17 protein-coding genes are annotated in these 17,913 nt (G+C 54.8%); 14 read left to right on the plus strand and 3 right to left on the minus strand.

Annotated features, from left to right (window positions below):
• Window positions 1-76 precede the first annotated feature (76 nt).
• From rmuC to hemB, 9 genes are all read left to right on the plus strand, one after another.
• Window positions 77-1,612, plus strand: coding sequence for a DNA recombination protein RmuC (gene rmuC, locus ACX1CU_RS01485; RefSeq protein ID WP_459400899.1), 1,536 nt, complete (start codon window positions 77-79; stop codon window positions 1,610-1,612).
• Window positions 1,613-1,692: 80 nt separating this feature from the next.
• The gene (gene ubiE, locus ACX1CU_RS01490; protein ID WP_459400900.1) at window positions 1,693-2,448 is read left to right on the plus strand and encodes a bifunctional demethylmenaquinone methyltransferase/2-methoxy-6-polyprenyl-1,4-benzoquinol methylase UbiE; all 756 of its coding nucleotides are present in this window, start codon (window positions 1,693-1,695) and stop codon (window positions 2,446-2,448) included.
• A 13-nt stretch (window positions 2,449-2,461) separates the two neighbouring features.
• Complete coding sequence (gene ubiJ / locus ACX1CU_RS01495) at window positions 2,462-3,070, plus strand: ubiquinone biosynthesis protein UbiJ (RefSeq protein ID WP_459400901.1); 609 nt, start codon at window positions 2,462-2,464, stop codon at window positions 3,068-3,070.
• Window positions 3,067-4,698 (plus strand): ubiquinone biosynthesis regulatory protein kinase UbiB, encoded by a 1,632-nt coding sequence (gene ubiB / locus ACX1CU_RS01500; RefSeq protein WP_459400902.1) that lies wholly within the window; start codon window positions 3,067-3,069, stop codon window positions 4,696-4,698. The genes ubiJ and ubiB overlap by 4 nt, the downstream gene beginning before the upstream one ends.
• Before the next feature lie 103 nt (window positions 4,699-4,801).
• Window positions 4,802-5,068 (plus strand): Sec-independent protein translocase subunit TatA, encoded by a 267-nt coding sequence (tatA, locus tag ACX1CU_RS01505; RefSeq protein ID WP_459400903.1) that lies wholly within the window; start codon window positions 4,802-4,804, stop codon window positions 5,066-5,068.
• A gap of 3 nt (window positions 5,069-5,071) precedes the next feature.
• The gene (gene tatB / locus ACX1CU_RS01510) at window positions 5,072-5,629 is read left to right on the plus strand and encodes a Sec-independent protein translocase protein TatB (RefSeq protein WP_459400904.1); all 558 of its coding nucleotides are present in this window, start codon (window positions 5,072-5,074) and stop codon (window positions 5,627-5,629) included.
• Window positions 5,630-5,632: 3 nt separating this feature from the next.
• On the plus strand, window positions 5,633-6,403 hold the full coding sequence (tatC, locus tag ACX1CU_RS01515) for a Sec-independent protein translocase subunit TatC (RefSeq protein WP_459400905.1): 771 nt from the start codon (window positions 5,633-5,635) through the stop codon (window positions 6,401-6,403).
• A gap of 53 nt (window positions 6,404-6,456) precedes the next feature.
• Window positions 6,457-7,239, plus strand: coding sequence for a 3'-5' ssDNA/RNA exonuclease TatD (gene tatD / locus ACX1CU_RS01520; RefSeq protein ID WP_459400906.1), 783 nt, complete (start codon window positions 6,457-6,459; stop codon window positions 7,237-7,239).
• Between the two features lie 14 nt (window positions 7,240-7,253).
• Window positions 7,254-8,276: a porphobilinogen synthase gene (hemB, locus tag ACX1CU_RS01525; RefSeq protein WP_459400907.1), complete on the plus strand. Its 1,023-nt coding sequence runs from the start codon at window positions 7,254-7,256 to the stop codon at window positions 8,274-8,276.
• Between the two features lie 41 nt (window positions 8,277-8,317).
• On the opposite strand, the gene rfaH is transcribed toward hemB, so the two are convergent.
• On the minus strand, window positions 8,318-8,806 hold the full coding sequence (rfaH, locus tag ACX1CU_RS01530; protein WP_459400908.1) for a transcription/translation regulatory transformer protein RfaH: 489 nt from the start codon (window positions 8,804-8,806) through the stop codon (window positions 8,318-8,320).
• Between the two features lie 245 nt (window positions 8,807-9,051).
• On the opposite strand from rfaH, the gene pepE reads away from it, so the two are divergent.
• Genes pepE through fre form a run of 3 tightly spaced genes read left to right on the plus strand, consistent with a single transcriptional unit; the run spans window position 9,052 to window position 12,104 of the window.
• Window positions 9,052-9,777, plus strand: coding sequence for a dipeptidase PepE (gene pepE / locus ACX1CU_RS01535; RefSeq protein WP_459400909.1), 726 nt, complete (start codon window positions 9,052-9,054; stop codon window positions 9,775-9,777).
• A gap of 54 nt (window positions 9,778-9,831) precedes the next feature.
• Entirely contained in the window at window positions 9,832-11,352 is a 1,521-nt protein-coding gene (gene ubiD / locus ACX1CU_RS01540) for a 4-hydroxy-3-polyprenylbenzoate decarboxylase (RefSeq protein WP_459400910.1), read from the plus strand.
• 50 nt (window positions 11,353-11,402) lie between these two features.
• The gene (gene fre, locus ACX1CU_RS01545) at window positions 11,403-12,104 is read left to right on the plus strand and encodes an NAD(P)H-flavin reductase (RefSeq protein WP_459400911.1); all 702 of its coding nucleotides are present in this window, start codon (window positions 11,403-11,405) and stop codon (window positions 12,102-12,104) included.
• 158 nt (window positions 12,105-12,262) lie between these two features.
• Here fre and fadA read toward each other — a convergent pair whose 3' ends face one another.
• Window positions 12,263-13,426 carry an acetyl-CoA C-acyltransferase FadA gene (gene fadA, locus ACX1CU_RS01550; RefSeq protein ID WP_459400912.1) on the minus strand — a complete coding sequence of 388 codons (1,164 nt, stop codon included), beginning with the start codon at window positions 13,424-13,426 and terminating at the stop codon, window positions 12,263-12,265.
• Window positions 13,427-13,436: 10 nt separating this feature from the next.
• Window positions 13,437-15,629: a fatty acid oxidation complex subunit alpha FadB gene (fadB, locus tag ACX1CU_RS01555; protein WP_459400913.1), complete on the minus strand. Its 2,193-nt coding sequence runs from the start codon at window positions 15,627-15,629 to the stop codon at window positions 13,437-13,439.
• Window positions 15,630-15,960: 331 nt separating this feature from the next.
• Between fadB and pepQ the strand changes: the two genes are divergently transcribed.
• Together pepQ and ACX1CU_RS01565 are read left to right on the plus strand one after the other, a co-directional pair.
• Window positions 15,961-17,292, plus strand: coding sequence for a Xaa-Pro dipeptidase (gene pepQ, locus ACX1CU_RS01560; RefSeq protein ID WP_459400914.1), 1,332 nt, complete (start codon window positions 15,961-15,963; stop codon window positions 17,290-17,292).
• Window positions 17,292-17,903, plus strand: a complete 612-nt coding sequence (locus ACX1CU_RS01565; RefSeq protein ID WP_459400915.1) for an IMPACT family protein — start codon at window positions 17,292-17,294, stop codon at window positions 17,901-17,903. Before pepQ ends, ACX1CU_RS01565 begins: the two co-directional genes overlap by 1 nt.
• Window positions 17,904-17,913: the final 10 nt, after the last annotated feature.

Consider the following 17,913-nt stretch of genomic DNA (forward strand, 5'->3'; position numbering starts at 1 on the left):
AAAAACACGCTGGACATCCATACAGGCTCCCTTTAACGTGGCAGGCAACGTAATGTCATAGGTTATAGGGGGCAGGGTGGAGTCCAGTTTAGTTTACGGTATTGGCGGGGTGGCGATCGGCATGCTGCTGGGTTGGCTGATCGCCAGCCTGCGCCTGCAACAGCACAGCGCCCAGCATGAAACCGATCTGCGCTTGCTGGAACAATCCCTGCAACAGGCGCAGCAGGAAACCGCTACCCGCCAGGAGATGCTGCAACGCCACGAACAGCAACTGCGGCACAACGATCTGGAACTACGTCAGTTACATAGCCAGGTGGCTGCCGGGCAGGAGCGGATGCAACAGCTCAATCACTGGCGCAATGAATGTGAGCAACTGAATCAGGAACTGCGGGCGCAGCGCGAAGTGAACAGTGCTCAGGAGGCGGAACTGCGCGAAGTCACCATTCGCCTGGAAGAAACCCGCATGGCCGCCGAAGAGAAACAGCGGTTGCTGATCAACAGTGAACAACGGCTGACCACTCAATTCGAAAATCTGGCGAATCGCATTTTTGAACACAGTGGCCGCAAGGTAGATGAGCAGAACCAGCAAAGCCTGGATCGCCTGTTGCTACCGCTGCGCGAGCAACTGGACGGTTTCCGCCGCCAGGTGCAAGACAGCTTCGGCCAGGAAGCCCGCGAGCGCCATACGTTGACGCACGAAATCCGTAACCTCCAGCAACTGAACGCGCAGATGGCGCGGGAAGCTCTTAACCTGACCAAAGCGCTGAAAGGCGACAACAAAACCCAAGGCAACTGGGGGGAAGTGGTGTTGAGCCGGGTGCTGGAGGCCTCCGGGCTGCGTGAAGGGCATGAATATGAAACGCAGGTCAACGTACGGTTGGATCATCAAAGCCGCATGCAGCCCGACGTGGTCGTGCGCTTGCCGCAGGGCAAAGATGTGGTGATTGATGCCAAAATGTCGCTGGTAGCTTACGAGCGTTACTTCAATAGTGAAGATGAGTTTGAGCGCGAAGCGGCGCTGAGTGAGCATCTTGCTTCGCTGCGTGGTCATATTCGCTTGTTGGGCCGCAAAGACTATCAGCAACTGCCTGGTCTGCGCTCGCTGGATTATGTGCTGATGTTTATCCCGGTTGAGCCTGCGTTCCTGCTGGCGATAGATCGCGAACCGGAACTGATCAGCGAAGCATTGAAACACAACATTATGCTGGTGAGCCCCACCACGCTGCTGGTGGCGCTGCGTACCATCAGCAATCTGTGGCGTTACGAGCACCAGAGCCAGAACGCCCAGCGCATTGCCGATCGTGCTGCCGGGTTGTATGACAAGATGCGTCTGTTCGTTGACGATATGTCTGCGCTGGGGCAAAGCCTGGACAAGGCCCAGGGTAGCTATCGTCAGGCCATGAGTAAACTGAGCGAAGGCCGTGGTAATCTTATCGGCCGGATTGAAGGCTTCCGCACGCTGGGAGTTGAGGTCAAACGACCCATCCAGCCGTTGCTGGCGCAGCAGGCCAGCGCCCAACATGACGACGATGCCGATGACGAGATCGACGCGTTGCCCGAAATAGAAGACGACGATAGCACCGAAGAACCGCGCTCCGCATCGCAGGGGTGAAAGCCTTTGCAAGGTGGGGTGTTTCGCCGGTTTTCTGGTACACTCCACCACACAAAATTGACTGAATAGCAGGCAGGACAATGGCAGATCAAACGCAGGAAACCACTGATTTCGGTTTTCGCACCGTGGCAAGAGAGGAAAAACAGGCCATGGTGGCCAATGTTTTTCACTCGGTAGCCGCAAAGTATGACGTGATGAACGACCTGATGTCGTTTGGCATCCACCGTATCTGGAAGCGTTTCACCATTGATTGCAGCGGCGTGCGCCGTGGGCAGCGCGTGCTGGATCTGGCGGGTGGAACCGGCGATCTGGCGGCCAAGTTTTCCCGCATGGTGGGTGAGCAAGGGCAGGTGGTGCTGGCGGATATCAACGATTCGATGCTGAAAATGGGGCGTGAGAAACTGCGCGATCTCGGCATCGTCGGTAACATCAATTACGTGCAAGCCAATGCCGAAGCCCTGCCGTTCCCAGACAACTATTTCGATTGCATCACCATCTCCTTTGGCCTGCGCAACGTTACCGATAAAGACAAAGCGCTGCGCTCGATGTACCGCGTGCTGAAACCGGGCGGCCGCCTGCTGGTGCTGGAGTTCTCCAAACCGCTGCTGGAGCCGCTGAGCAAAGCTTATGATGCCTACTCTTTCCACGTGCTGCCAAAAATCGGTGAGCTAGTGGTGAAAGATCCGGACAGCTACCGCTATCTGGCGGAATCGATCCGCATGCACCCCGATCAGGAGACGCTGAAAGGGATGATGGAGAACGCCGGTTTTGAAAACGTCAGCTATTTCAACCTGACCGGTGGCATTGTTGCCCTGCACCGAGGCTTCAAGTTCTGATATGGAAATGCCAATGCTGTTAACCCCGTTACTGACCGGCGTAGTGGAAACTTCGCTCAATAGCCTGCTATTTCGCGATCGCAGCATGAAGGCCGCGCGTCAGCGGCTGGTGGGGAAAGTGTTGCGCATCGAATTGCAGGAACTCAATGCGCCGCTGGTGCTGGTGTTTAGCGAGCAACGGGTCGATGTGCTCGGCCAGTCTGAAGACAGCGCGGATTGCACGGTGCAAACCCGCCTTTCAGTGCTGCTGAAATTGCGCGATCGCCAGCAGCTTTCGCCGCTGATGCGCAGCGGTGAGCTGATCGTCGAAGGCGATATTCAGGTGGTGCAACAGCTGGTGGCGCTGCTCGATCTGGCAGAATGGGATCCGGCGGAATGGTTGGCACCCTATATCGGTGACATCGCCGCGCAAGGGATCAGCCAGATTGTCGGTAAAGGTGCCGAACTGTTTAAATCAGGTTTACAACGCCAGCAGCATTATGTGGCGGAAACCTTGACGGAAGAATGGCGCGTGGCCCCCGGGCCGCTTGAAGTGGTGTGGTTTAACGAAGAGGTTGATGCCGCTGCCCGTAGTGCGGAAGCACTGATTGCCCGAATGGACAAGTTGGAGGGTAAACGATGACCCCTGGCGAACTATGCCGCCTGTATTTGATTATCCGCGTTTTTCTCAGCTACGGCTTGGATGAACTGATCCCTAAAATGCGCCTGACGTGGCCATTGCGTTTTGGCCGCCGCCTGCTGTTCTGGATGCCGAATCGCCATAAAGACATGCCGCTGGGCGAACGTCTGCGTTTGGCGTTGCAGGAACTGGGCCCGGTGTGGATCAAGTTCGGCCAGATGATGTCGACCCGCCGTGACTTGTTTCCTCCGCACATTGCCGATCAACTGACGCTGTTGCAGGACCGCGTTGCGCCGTTTGATGGCGCGTTGGCCCGCCAACATATCGAACTGGCGATGGGTGGCCCGCTGGAAACCTGGTTTGATGATTTCGATCAGCAGGCGCTGGCTTCCGCTTCCATCGCACAAGTGCATACCGCACGCTTGAAAACTACCGGGCAGGAAGTGGTACTGAAAGTGATCCGCCCGGACATTGGGCCGATTATCAAGGCCGATGTGCGCCTGATGTACCGCCTGGCGGGTTGGGTGCCGATGCTGATGCCGGATGGCCGCCGTCTTCGCCCGCGTGAAGTGGTGCGCGAGTACGAGAAAACCCTGCTGGACGAACTGAATCTGCTGCGCGAAGCGGCCAACGCCATCCAGCTACGCCGCAATTTCGATGGCAGCCCGATGCTCTACGTGCCTGAAATTTACTCCGATTACTGCCGCGAAAGCGTGCTGGTGATGGAGCGGATTTACGGCATCCCGGTGTCGGATATTGAAGCCTTGGAACAGCAGGGCACCAATATGAAGCTGCTGGCAGAGCGCGGCGTACAGGTATTCTTTACCCAGGTGTTCCGCGACAGCTTCTTCCATGCCGACATGCACCCTGGCAATATTTTTGTCAGCTACGAACACCCGCATGATCCGTGCTATATCGGTATTGACTGTGGCATCGTTGGCTCGTTGAACAAGGATGATAAGCGCTATCTGGCGGAAAACTTTATTGCCTTTTTCAACCGCGACTACCGCAAGGTGGCGGAATTGCACGTCGATTCCGGCTGGGTGCCGCGTGATACCAACGTAGAAGATTTTGAGTTTGCCATCCGCACCGTCTGTGAGCCGATTTTTGAAAAGCCGCTGGCGGAAATTTCGTTTGGTAATGTGCTGCTCAACCTGTTCAACACGGCGCGCCGCTTCAATATGGAAGTGCAGCCGCAACTGGTGTTATTACAGAAAACCTTGTTGTATGTTGAAGGCTTGGGCCGCCAGCTTTATCCGCAACTGGATCTCTGGACTACGGCGAAGCCGTTCCTGGAAAGCTGGTTGCGCGATCAGGTGGGGATCCCCGCCGTGATCCGGGCGCTGAAAGAAAAAGCGCCTTACTGGGCCGAGAAACTGCCTGAGTTACCTGAACTGTTTTACGATAGCTTGCAGCAGCATAAACGGTTGCAGCAAAGCGTCGATAAGCTGACCAGCCAGATGCAAGGGCAGCGTATTCGCCAAGGTCAATCACGATATTTGTTTGGGGTTGGCGCTACACTGTTAGTCAGTGGTACGATTTTGCTGTTGGGAGACGTCGAAGTGTTTCCTTTATGGTTGATTGCTGGTGGTGTGATCGCCTGGTGCGTGGGTTGGAAGCGCACCACCTGAATGAAGTCAAAATCTGGTTATACGTTGTTGCATATCCCATTGAAAGATGAAAAGGGTATAATGCGGCAACATGGAGTAACCCTTTAATCTAGAGGCTATTGGAATGGGCGGTATTAGTATTACGCAATTGTTGATCATCGCGGTGATCGTGGTGCTGCTGTTTGGTACCAAAAAGCTCCGTACGCTGGGATCCGATCTCGGTGCATCAATCAAAGGCTTCAAGAAGGCGATCGGCGACGACAATACGCCACCGGCTAACACGGCTGAGAAAAGCAGCCTGGATGATGCTGACTTTACGGCCAAGCCTATCACCGATAAGCAGCCGGAAGTGAAAACCACCGAAGAGTCGAAGAACAAAGAGCAGGTATAAACCGTGTTTGACATTGGGTTTGGTGAACTGCTGCTGGTGATGGTAATCGGCCTGGTTGTGCTCGGGCCGGAACGCTTGCCGGTGGCGGTCAGAACAGTTGCGGGCTGGATCCGGGCGCTGCGCTCGCTGGCGGCTTCGGTGCAAAATGAGCTTTCGCAGGAGTTGAAACTGCAGGAATTGCAGGAAAGCCTGAAGAAGGTGGAGAGTGCCGGCTTGCAGAATCTGACGCCGGAACTCAAAGCATCCATGGATGAGTTGAAAGAAGCGGCAGAGTCGCTGAAGCGTTCTTATCATAGCGATCCGAACGAGCCAGCGCACACCATTCATAACCCGGTGGCGACCGACCCTGAAGCGATTCACGACGGTGTCACTCCAGCGGACGCGGTAACCACTGCATCGGCACCGGCCGCTGTGCCGCACACCGCAGAACCCGTGCCTGCGCCCGTTGTGGAAACTGTTGCTGCAACGGAGCCCGTGACGCCAGCCCCTGCAACGCAGTCCATTCAAGAGCCGGTGGCGGATAAAATCCCTGCGTCTCAACAACCTAGTGGCGAACGTTAAAACATGGCCGTTGAAGATACCCAACCGCTTATCAGTCATTTGATCGAACTGCGTAAGCGGCTGTTGAATTCGATTATCAGCGTGCTGGTGATCTTTATCGTGTTGGTGTTTTTCGCCAATGACATTTATCAGTTGGTGTCTGCGCCGCTGATCAAACAATTGCCTGCCGGGGCGAGCATGATTGCCACCGATGTGGCCTCACCGTTCTTTACCCCGATTAAGTTAACGATGATGGTTTCGGTGATCCTCTCCGCGCCGGTCATTCTCTATCAGGTCTGGGCCTTTATCGCCCCCGCGCTGTACAAACACGAGCGCCGCCTGATGATGCCTTTGCTGGTGTCCAGCAGCCTGTTGTTTTATCTCGGCATGGCGTTTGCCTATTTTATCGTGTTCCCGCTGGCTTTTGGTTTCTTTGCCAAAACGGCGCCGGTTGGAGTGCTAATTGCTACCGATATCAACAACTATCTCAACTTTGTCATGGCGCTGTTTATGGCGTTTGGCGTGGCATTTGAGGTGCCGGTTGCCATCGTTCTGCTGTGCTGGAGCGGTGTGACCACGCCGGACGATCTGCGTAAGAAACGCCCGTATGTGCTGGTTGGCGCGTTCGTGGTCGGCATGTTGTTAACGCCGCCGGACGTGTTCTCGCAAACCCTGTTGGCGATCCCGATGTACCTATTGTTTGAAGTGGGGGTATTTTGCGCCCGTTTCTACGTAGGGAAACGGCGTAAGCCTGCAGAAGAAGACGAAGGTGAAGAAGAGCCGCCTGCCGTTTGATCTTTGTTATTCAATGAGCCGCCCTGATGGGCGGTTTTTGCTTTGGAAAAACCATGTTTGATATCGGCGTTAACCTGACCAGTTCACAATTTGCCAAAGATGCTCCACAGGTGGTTGAACGCGCACGCGCAGCGGGCGTTACCGGCCTGCTGATTACCGGCACCAACCTGCAGGAAAGCGAGGCTGCCAGTACGTTGTCTCAGCAACAGCGCGCTTATTGCTGGTCTACTGCCGGTGTGCATCCGCATCATGCCAGCAGTTGGAACGAAGAGGTGGCGCAGCAAATCCGCCAGCTTGCGTTGCGGCCCGAGGTGGTGGCGATCGGTGAATGCGGGCTGGATTTTAACCGCAACTTTTCCACCCCGGCGGAGCAGGAAGCGGCATTCAATGCCCAACTGGCGTTGGCGGCAGAACTCAATATGCCGGTATTCCTGCATTGCCGCGAAGCACACGCACGTTTTGCCGCGCTGCTGACACCCTGGTTGGATAAACTGCCTGCCGCAGTAGTGCACTGCTTTACCGGCACGGCGGAAGAACTGGCAGGTTGTCTGGCTCTGGGCCTGTCGATCGGTATCACCGGCTGGGTGTGCGATGAGCGCCGTGGCTTGGAATTGCGGGCGCTGCTGCCGCACATCCCTGCCGATCGTCTGCTGCTGGAAACCGACGCCCCCTATCTATTGCCACGGGATTTGCAGCCAAAGCCAGCATCTCGCCGCAACGAACCCTGTTTTCTGCCCCACATTGTCCGGCAGGTTGCTGCCTGGCGACAGGAAGACCCTGAGTGGCTGGGCAGGATAACCGATGAAAACGCCCGCCGGTTGTTCCGGCTGGTATGAGCAAGGAGAAAACCATGAGTTATGCATTTCCGGGCACTTTCCCTGGCCGCCGTATGCGCCGCCTACGCCGTCATGATTTCAGCCGTCGCCTGATGGCCGAAAATCAAGTGACGGTGAATGATCTGATTTACCCGGTATTCGTTATGGAAGGCAGCAATCGTCAGGAAGCCGTCGCATCGATGCCCGGTGTATCGCGTATGACTATCGATCTGCTGATCAAAGAGGCGGAAACCATCGCCAAATTGGGCGTGCCGGTGATCTCCCTGTTCCCGGTGATTGAACCCGCTCTGAAGTCACTGCATGCGGAAGAGGCCTATAACCCGGATGGCCTGGTGCAGCGTACCGTGCGTGCGCTGAAAGATGCCGTGCCTGAGCTGGGGATCCTGACCGATGTGGCGCTCGATCCGTACACCACTCACGGGCAGGACGGAGTGATCGACGAGCAGGGTTATGTGATCAACGACATCAGCAAAGAGATTCTGGTGCGTCAGGCGCTGTCCCATGCGGAAGCCGGTGCCGAGATCGTGGCACCCAGCGATATGATGGATGGCCGTATCGGGGCGATCCGCGATCGGCTGGAACTGCAAGGCCTGGTCAATACCCAGATCATGGCCTATTCCGCCAAGTATGCTTCCTGCTATTACGGCCCGTTCCGCGATGCGCTGGGTTCGAGCGGTAACCTGAAAGGCGGCAACAAGAAGACCTATCAGATGGATCCGGCCAACAGCGATGAAGCGTTACAGGAAATTGCCCAAGATCTGCAGGAAGGGGCGGATATGGTGATGGTGAAACCGGGGATGCCGTATCTGGACGTGGTGCGCCGCGTGAAAGATACCTTCGGCGTACCGACCTTCGCCTATCAGGTTTCTGGTGAATATGCGATGCACATGGCTGCGATTCAGAACGGTTGGTTGCAGGAACAACCGGCGGTGATGGAATCCCTGATGTGCTTCAAGCGTGCGGGGGCAGATGGTGTGCTGACCTATTTCGCCAAGCGTGTTGCGCAGTGGCTGCATGAGGATGCGATGCGGCGCTAATCGGCCAATACCAAACAGGCACCCTTGGGTGCCTGTTTGCATTACAGTTTCTGGAATTGCCGGTTATCAATACTTTGGCTTACCTGTTTGTTGATCAGATTGAGCAACAGCATGGAGCGGGTTTCACCGTCCGGTTCGGTGTAGATCGCCTTTAAGCCTTCGAAGACCCCGTTGGTAATCAACACGGCATCGCCCGGCTGTGGGGTTTGCGGATCGACATAGTGTTCATCACTGTGTGCCTGAAGCTCTTCAATAACCTGTAGCGGAATAAGCGCCGGTAAAGCCCCAAAACGCACAAAGTGGCTGACACCTCGCGTTGCGCTGATCGTGGTGGTATGAATGCGCTCTGGATCGAACTCGACGAACAGATAGTTGGGAAATAACGGCTCATCGACCGCAATACGCTTACCACGTACGATCTTTTCCAGCGTGATAATCGGGCTCAGACAGTTCACTTCTTGCCGTACCAAGTGTTCCTGTGCCCGTAAAAGTTGGCCACGCTTACAATAAAGTAAATACCAAGATTCCATAATTTCACATGCCTTTCTGTCAGCCAGTAAGCATAGCAAAAGCCGCAACGGATACCTAGTAACGCGGCTTATCTGTCTGTGACAATCTCTATCTGTATGAATATTTGGCAGTCAGGGGAATATCACACACTTATCTACCCTGCTCAGGTATAACAGTAGGCTTTAAGTTTGTTACTGTCACAGTATGGTTGGCGTGTCAGATGACCAATGTGACGTTATTATCATTTCTGAATTGAGGGAGAGATATGGAGCTATTTCTGCTGAGTAACGGCAAACTTTCCGGTGAAGCCGAACTGCTCGGTTATGCCAAAAACCAACTGTTGGCGATGATTGAACGCTGTAAGATCGCCTCTGCGGTATTAATCCCTTATGCCCTGATCCGCAGCGATTACGATCAGCGAGCGCAAGAGCTAACCCAGGCGTTGGGTATCAAGGTCACCAGCATTCATCATGCCGAGTCTCCGGCGGTGGCGATTGCGCAGGCCGAATGCATTCTGATCAGCGGCGGCAATACCTGGATGCTGAACCAGATGTTGCACGAAAATGGCCTGATTGTGCCGATCCAGCGCGCGGTGCGTGAACGCAACGTGCCTTACGTGGGTTGGAGCGCGGGTTGCAACGTGGCGACACCGAGTATCCGTACCACCAACGATATGCCGGTGCGTAACAGCGTCGTATTGCCCGCCCTGGGTCTGTTCCCGCTACAGATTAACCCGCACTATATCGATGCTCATCTCAGTGGCCACATGGGGGAAACCCGTGATGAGCGGCTGGCCGAGTTTTGTGCGGTTAACCCGAGCGAGTCGGTGGTGGCACTGCGTGAAGGCAGCTTGCTGTATGTCAGCGGTAATGATCTGCATTACTTTAGTGCCAAGCAGCAGGGTTTCAAGGTGTTCCGCCATGGCGTGGAAACGCAGGAATATCATGACACGCAGGCATTACGCCCGTTAGTGCCCTTTACCTGCCATTGAACCGCCGAGCGCTGTTTAACAAAATTGCAGCAACAACTGTGAAGAGGGCTTATAATGCCCTCCTCACTGGCCGTTATAATGATCATCATGAAATACCGTGACTTACGCGATTTCCTCTCGTTGCTGGAAAAGAGAGGGGAATTAAAACGCATCAGCCAGCCGATTGATCCTTATCTGGAAATGACAGAAATCGCCGATCGTACCCTGCGTGCGGGCGGCCCGGCGCTGCTGTTCGAGAACCCGAAAGGTTACGACATGCCGGTGCTGTGTAATCTGTTCGGTACCACCCAGCGCGTGGCGATGGGCATGGGCCAGGAAGACGTCAGCGCGCTGCGTGAAGTCGGCAAGCTGCTGGCGTTCCTCAAAGAGCCGGAACCGCCGAAAGGCTTCCGCGATCTGTTCGATAAAATCCCCAAATTCAAGCAAGTGCTCAACATGCCGACCAAGGTGTTGGGTTCCGCGCCCTGTCAGGAACAGGTTTGGCAGGGTGATGATGTTGATCTGGGCCGTATCCCGATTATGCATTGCTGGCCGGAAGATGCCGCACCACTGGTAACCTGGGGGCTGACCGTGACGCGTGGCCCGCACAAAGAGCGCCAGAATCTCGGCATCTATCGCCAGCAGGTGCTGGGCAAGAACAAGCTGATTATGCGTTGGCTTTCGCATCGCGGTGGCGCGCTGGATTATCTGGAATGGTGTCAGACCCATCCCGGTGAGCGTTTCCCGGTCGCGGTTGCCTTGGGAGCCGATCCTGCCACCATTCTCGGCGCAGTCACGCCGGTGCCGGATAACCTTTCCGAGTATGCGTTCGCCGGGCTGCTGCGCGGCAACAAGACCGAAGTGGTCAAATGCCTCTCTAACGATCTTGAAGTTCCTGCCAGCGCCGAAATTGTGCTGGAAGGCTATATCGATCCGGGTGAGATGGCACCAGAAGGCCCATACGGCGACCACACCGGTTACTACAACGAGATTGACCACTTCCCAGTATTTACCGTCACCCATATTACCCAGCGGCGGAACGCGATTTATCACTCGACCTATACCGGCCGGCCGCCGGATGAACCGGCGATTTTGGGCGTAGCGCTCAATGAAGTCTTTGTGCCGATCCTGCAAAAACAGTTCCCGGAAATTGTGGATTTCTATCTGCCACCGGAAGGGTGTTCCTACCGTCTGGCGGTAGTTACCATCAAAAAACAGTATGCTGGGCATGCCAAACGCGTAATGATGGGGGTCTGGTCTTTCCTGCGCCAATTCATGTATACCAAGTTTGTTATCGTGTGCGATGACGACGTGAATGCGCGCGACTGGAATGACGTGATTTGGGCTATTACCACCCGCATGGATCCGGCAAGGGATACCGTCTTGGTGGAGAATACCCCGATTGATTATCTGGATTTCGCTTCGCCAGTTTCTGGTCTTGGCTCGAAAATGGGCCTGGATGCCACCAATAAGTGGCCGGGAGAAACCCAGCGTGAGTGGGGCCGTCCGATTAAGATGGATGAAAAGGTGTGTGCGCGCATCGATGAAATCTGGGACGAACTCGCCATATTCAGTGACAGAGAACCGACGTTGTAGCGTCAGGCTTTGTACTCAGCTTTGCATTGATGACCCGACAGAGGGAACGCATGACAATATTGAGCTGTAAAGTGACCTCCGTAGAGGCCATTACCGATACCGTTTATCGGGTACGTTTAGTACCTGAAGGATCGTTTTCGTTCCAGGCAGGGCAATACTTGATGGTAGTGATGGACGAGCGTGATAAACGTCCGTTCTCTCTTGCTTCGACACCTGCACAGCAAGACTATATCGAATTGCACATCGGTGCTTCGGAACTGAATCTGTACGCAATGGCGGTGATGGAGCGAATCCTCAAAGAGCAGGCGATCACCGTGGATATTCCGCACGGCGATGCCTGGCTGCGTGAAGAGGGGAACCGCCCGCTGGTGCTGATTGCGGGTGGAACCGGGTATTCTTATGCCCGTTCTATCCTGCTGGCTGCGCTGGAGCGGCAGCCAGATCGTGAAATCTCCATTTACTGGGGCGGGCGTGAACTGAAGCACCTTTATGATCTCAGCGAACTGAAAAACCTTTCGATGCAGTACCCTAATCTGAAGGTGATCCCGGTGGTGGAACAGCCAGAGAGTGACTGGCGTGGCCGCAGCGGTACCGTATTAAGCGCGGTATTGCAGGATTTCGGTTCACTGGCAGAGCATGACATCTATATTGCTGGCCGTTTCGAGATGGCGAAGATTGCCCGCGAGCGTTTCTGTGCCGAGCGCGGCGCTTTAGAAGCGCATATGTATGGTGATGCTTTCTCGTTTATCTAATCAAGTACGCAGCAGTAAAAATGGGGTCGCCAAGCGCGCCCCGTTTTTATTGGGGCCGGTGCGGATTTTGGGCATAAAAAACCCGCCCCTGACAGGCGGGAAGTACGACAACTAAACTCTTGGAATGCCCGCCTTGGCGGGCGTTCAATCAGACACAGCTAAACGCGTTCAAACACCGTTGCGATCCCCTGACCCAGGCCGATGCACATGGTCGCCAGGCCGAACTGCACATCGCGGCGTTCCATATTATTCAGCAGGGTGGTGGAGATACGTGAACCGGAACAGCCCAGCGGGTGGCCGAGCGCGATCGCGCCGCCGTTCAGGTTAACTTTATCGTCCATACTTTCCAGCAACCCAAGATCTTTGATGCAGGGCAGAGACTGGGCAGCAAAAGCTTCATTCAGTTCAAACAGACCGATATCCTGCACGCTTAGACCTGCGCGTTTCAGCGCAAGTTTACTGGCAGGCACCGGCCCGTAACCCATGATGGAAGGATCGCACCCGACAACGGCCATCGAACGGATACGCGCGCGGGCTTTCAAACCCAACGCTTTAGCGCGCGATTCGCTCATAATCAACATGGCAGAGGCGCCGTCGGACAATGCCGAAGAGCTGCCTGCCGTAACGGTGCCATTCACCGGGTCAAATGCCGGGCGTAATGCGGCGAGGCTGGTGACGGTGGTTTCCGGGCGGATCACTTCGTCATAATCGTAACGCGTCAGCACGCCGTCGGCGTCATGGCCGCTGGTGGGGACAATTTCATTTTTGAAGTACCCGGCCAAAGTGGCGGCATGTGCGCGCTGATGTGAACGTGCGGCGAACTCATCCTGCATTTCACGGCTGATGCCATGGATCTTGGCCAGCATTTCTGCGGTGAGGCCCATCATTCCGGCGGCTTTGGCCACGGTACGGCTCAAGCCTGGATGGAAGTCGACACCATGACTCATTGGCACGTGGCCCATATGCTCAACGCCGCCAATCAGGCTGACCTGTGCGTCACCCACCATAATAGCGCGAGCGGCATCGTGCAGCGCCTGCATGGATGAACCACACAGGCGATTCACCGTCACTGCCGGTACGCGGTGGGGAATTTCTGCCAGCAGTGCAGCGTTACGGGCGATGTTAAAACCCTGCTCCAGCGTTTGTTGCACACAGCCCCAGTAAATATCGTCAATCTCGGCGGCATTCAGCGCCGGGTTGCGGCTCAGCACGGCACGCATCAGGTGAGCGGAGAGATCTTCAGCGCGTACCTGGCGGAAGGCACCGCCTTTTGAGCGGCCCATCGGCGTACGTACGGCATCAACAATAACTACATTTTCCATCTTTATGACCTCATGCCGGTTGGCCAGTGGAGATATCAGACAGCGCCGCTGCCACCACCGGATAGTAGCTTTCATTGCGCTCTGCTTTGGCACGCAGACCTGCTGGCACTTGATATAGCGCGCCAAGGTGAGCATAACGCTGCGCCATTTCGACGTAATGGGTGCTGCCAAGCGTATCCAGATAACGGAACACGCCACCGTGAAACGGTGGGAAGCCAAGACCATACACCAGCGCCATATCGGCTTCTGCCGGGCTGGCGACAATACCTTCTTCCAGGCAACGCACCACTTCGTTGATCATCGGGATCATCATGCGGGCGATGATCTCGTCGCTGCTAATGGCTTGTGCCGGTTGGCTCACTTCGGCCAGCAATGCATCGCTCTGCTCGTCGTTATCCTTACGCGGCTTACCTTTGCTGTCTTGGCTGTAACGGTAGAAGCCCAACTGGTTTTTCTGCCCAAAACGCTGGTTGTCGAACATCACGTCGACTGCATCGCGGTAATCTTTACTCATCCGCTCAGGGAAGCCGGCGGCCATCACGGCCTGAGCGTGGTGAGCGGTATCAATGCCGACGACATCCAGCAGATAAGCCGGGCCCATCGGCCAGCCGAACTGTTTTTCCATCACTTTGTCGATCTGGCGGAAGTCAGCGCCGTCACGCAGCAGCAGGCTGAAACCGGCAAAGTAGGGGAACAGTACGCGGTTGACAAAAAAGCCAGGGCAATCGTTGACCACAATCGGCGTTTTACCCATGCGGGTGGCATAAGCCACCACGGCAGCAATGGTGCTGTCGCTGGTTTGCTCACCGCGAATAATTTCGACCAGCGGCATGCGATGGACCGGGTTGAAGAAGTGCATACCGCAGAAGTTTTGTGGGCGCTTCAACGATTTGGCCAGTTGAGTAATCGGGATGGTTGAGGTGTTAGAGGCCAACACGACATTTTCACCGATCAACCCTTCCACTTCGGCTAGCACGGCAGCCTTCACTTTCGGGTTTTCTACCACCGCTTCAACAATCAACTGGGCCCGTTCAATACCGGCATAATCCAGCCGGGGCTGAATGGTGGACAGCACCTGCGCCATCTTCAAACCATCCAACTTGCCACGTTCCAGTTGTTTATTCAGCAGTTTGGCGGCTTCATTCATGCCGAGCGTCAGGGATTTGTCATTAATGTCTTTCATGATGACCGGTACGCCCTTCAGCGCTGATTGGTAAGCAATACCACCGCCCATGATCCCGGCGCCCAAGACTGCAGCCTGTTTTGGTGCTTCGGCATTTTTCGCCAGCTTCTTCGCATGGCCCTTCACAAACTGATCGTTAAGGAAAATGCCCACCAAAGCACGAGCCTCATTGGATCGCGCTAAAGGCACAAAGCTGGCGGTTTCGAGCTTCAGCGCTTCGTCACGGCCCAGTTTTGCAGCGGCTTCAATGGTTTTTATTGCGACCATCGGTGCCGGATAATGCTTACCCGCAGTTTGCAGCACCATGCCTTTGGCTGTGGTGAAACTCATCGCCGCTTCGATTGGGCTCAGTTTCAATGGTTCTAACTTCGGTTGACGGTGAGCACGCCAATCGAGCTGGCCATCGATCGCCTGTTTCAGCATCTTCAGGGCGGCTTCCACCAGTTTTTCTGTTGCCACTACGGCATCGACCAGGCCGACTTTCAGCGCCTCTTTAGCCCCGATGTCTTTGCCTGCCGCAATGATCTCCAGCGCGCTGTCATTCCCCAGCAGGCGTGGCAAACGTACCGAACCGCCGAAACCCGGCATGATGCCAAGCTTGGTTTCAGGCAGGCCGATGCGGGCATCTGGAGAGGCAACACGGAAATCAGTCGCCAGGATACATTCACAGCCCCCGCCGAGCGCATAACCATTGATGGCTGCAATGGTCGGTACCGGTAAATCTTCCAAGCGGTTGAAAACACTGTTGGCAAATACCAGCCATTCATGCAGTTTTTCAGCCGGTGCGGCAAATAACGAAAGGAATTCGGTGATATCAGCGCCGACAATAAAGGCGGCTTTGGAAGAACGCAGCAGCAACCCTTTCAGCTCGGTTTGCTTTTCCAGCACCTCAAGTGCCGCGCCCAGGCTGGCAACGGTGCTGGTATCCAGTTTGTTGATCGAGCCAGGTGCGTTGAACACCAGCTCGGCGATACCGTTTTCGAGCCAGTGTACTTGTAATGTTTCGCCTTGGTAGAGCATGTCTATCTCCTGAATCAGCGCAGATGATCTGGTATGACCAGATGATGAGGAGTGTGGTTTTTATGTTAATAATATGCAAATAAAAGATTGCGTATTTGCAGGATTGATCACATGGAAGATGAGTAATCCATTGATATAAATATAGGTTATTTTTCCTGCTGAGAACGATAAATACGTAAGTTAAAACGCGTTGCTAAAAGACTGAACGCGAGATGCAATGCATTTGCAGCAGGTTTGCGAAGCTCTCCGCATGCCAGAGGAGATGGGGTTGGAGCGCCGATGCAGTGTGTTAAGATGGCGCATTCCGTTTTGAGGGTATAAGGGTACTGTGATGGAAACGCTGGCTTCTTTGTATAACGATCACCTGGCAACGCTGCAAAAGCGGGCGCGTGAAGTGTTAGAACGCAATAACTTGGATGCGTTGCTGATCCACTCCGGGGAACTGCAACGGGTTTTCTTGGATGATCACCACTATCCGTTTAAAGTGAATGCGAACTTTAAAGCCTGGGTGCCGGTGACTTCCGTGCCGAACTGTTGGCTGTGGGTGGATGGCGTTAACAAACCGAAGCTCTGGTTCTATTCCCCGGTAGATTACTGGCACAGCGTCGAGCCACTGCCGGACAGTTTCTGGACCCAATCTGTCGAAATGCAGCCGCTGGTTAATGCTGACGATATCGCCAGTAAGCTGCCATCACAGCGCGAACGTGTAGGCTATATCGGCTATGCCCAGCAGCGTGCACGCGATCTCGGTATTGTTTCTGAGAATATCAATCCGAAAGCGGTACTGAATTACCTCGATTTCCATCGCTCGATCAAAACCGGCTATGAACTGGCTTGCATGCGTGAAGCGCAGAAAACTGCCGTGATGGGCCATCGCGCCGCGCATGAGGCTTTTATGTCTGGCATGAGCGAGTTTGATATCAATCTCGCGTACTTGACGGCAACCGGTCACCGCGATACCGATGTCCCTTACGACAACATTGTCGCCCTGAATGAACATGCGGCGGTACTGCATTACACCAAGCTGGATCATCAACCACCTGCTGAAGCCCGTAGTTTCCTGCTCGATGCCGGGGCTGAGTACAACGGCTATGCCGCCGATCTGACGCGCACTTATGCGGGCCAGAGTGGTAATGCATTCGCTCATCTGGTGAAAGATCTTAACGACGAACAGCTGGCATTGATTGGCACCATAAAATCTGGTGTGCGCTATACCGATTACCATGTGCAAATGCATCAGCGTATCGCCAAGCTGCTCAAAAACCATAAGCTGGTGAGTGGCATCAGCGAAGAGGCGATGGTTGAGCAGGGCATTACCTGCCCATTCCTGCCGCATGGCCTGGGCCATCCTCTTGGCTTGCAGGTGCATGATACTGCTGGCTTTATGCAGGATGAACACGGTACCCATCTGCCAGCACCGGCAAAATATCCTTTCCTGCGTTGTACCCGAGTGTTGCAACCGGGTATGGTGCTGACTATTGAGCCAGGATTGTATTTTATTGAATCACTGTTGGCTCCATGGCGTAGTGGTGAGTTCAGTAAACACTTTTCCTGGGATCGCATTGATGCGCTGAAACCCTACGGTGGTATCCGCATTGAGGACAATATCGTGATTCATGAGAAGCGTATTGAGAACATGACGCGCGATCTGAATCTGGCCTGATGCAGCCTTACCCGATCCCTAGCGCTGTGATCAGCGTTAGTGAAGAGATAAAGAAGAGCCGTTTTATCACTCTGCTGGCACCAACCTGCGGAGTCGATGCGGCCAAAGCCTTTATCCAGCAGGTTCGTGAGGAATATCCCACCGCTCGGCATCATTGCTGGGCGTTTGTTGCCGGGGCACCTGATGATTCACAGCAATTAGGTTTCTCTGATGACGGTGAACCTTCGGGGACCGCGGGTAAACCGATCCTTGCGCAGTTGATGGGCAGTGGGATTGGTGAGATAACCGCTGTGGTAGTGCGTTACTACGGCGGTATCAAACTGGGAACCGGTGGGTTAGTGAAAGCTTATGGTAGTGGTGTTCAGCAGGCACTGAAACAATTGGTTGTCAGTAGCAAGGTTCCACAGGCCGAATATACTTTGCAGTGTGACTATGCGCAGTTGGCGCTGGTAGAGAATTTGCTGCAGCAAAGTGAAGGGCGGATTGTACATGGGGAATATGGTGCCGCAGTGATGCTGCATCTGGCCTTACCAGCAACAGGTGTTGAGGTATTTGGGAATAAATTACGTGATCTGAGTCGCGGTAATTTGCAATTAACCCCTATTTCGTAATAATTCCCCC

This window comes from Serratia sp. D1N4, from assembly GCF_054552755.1.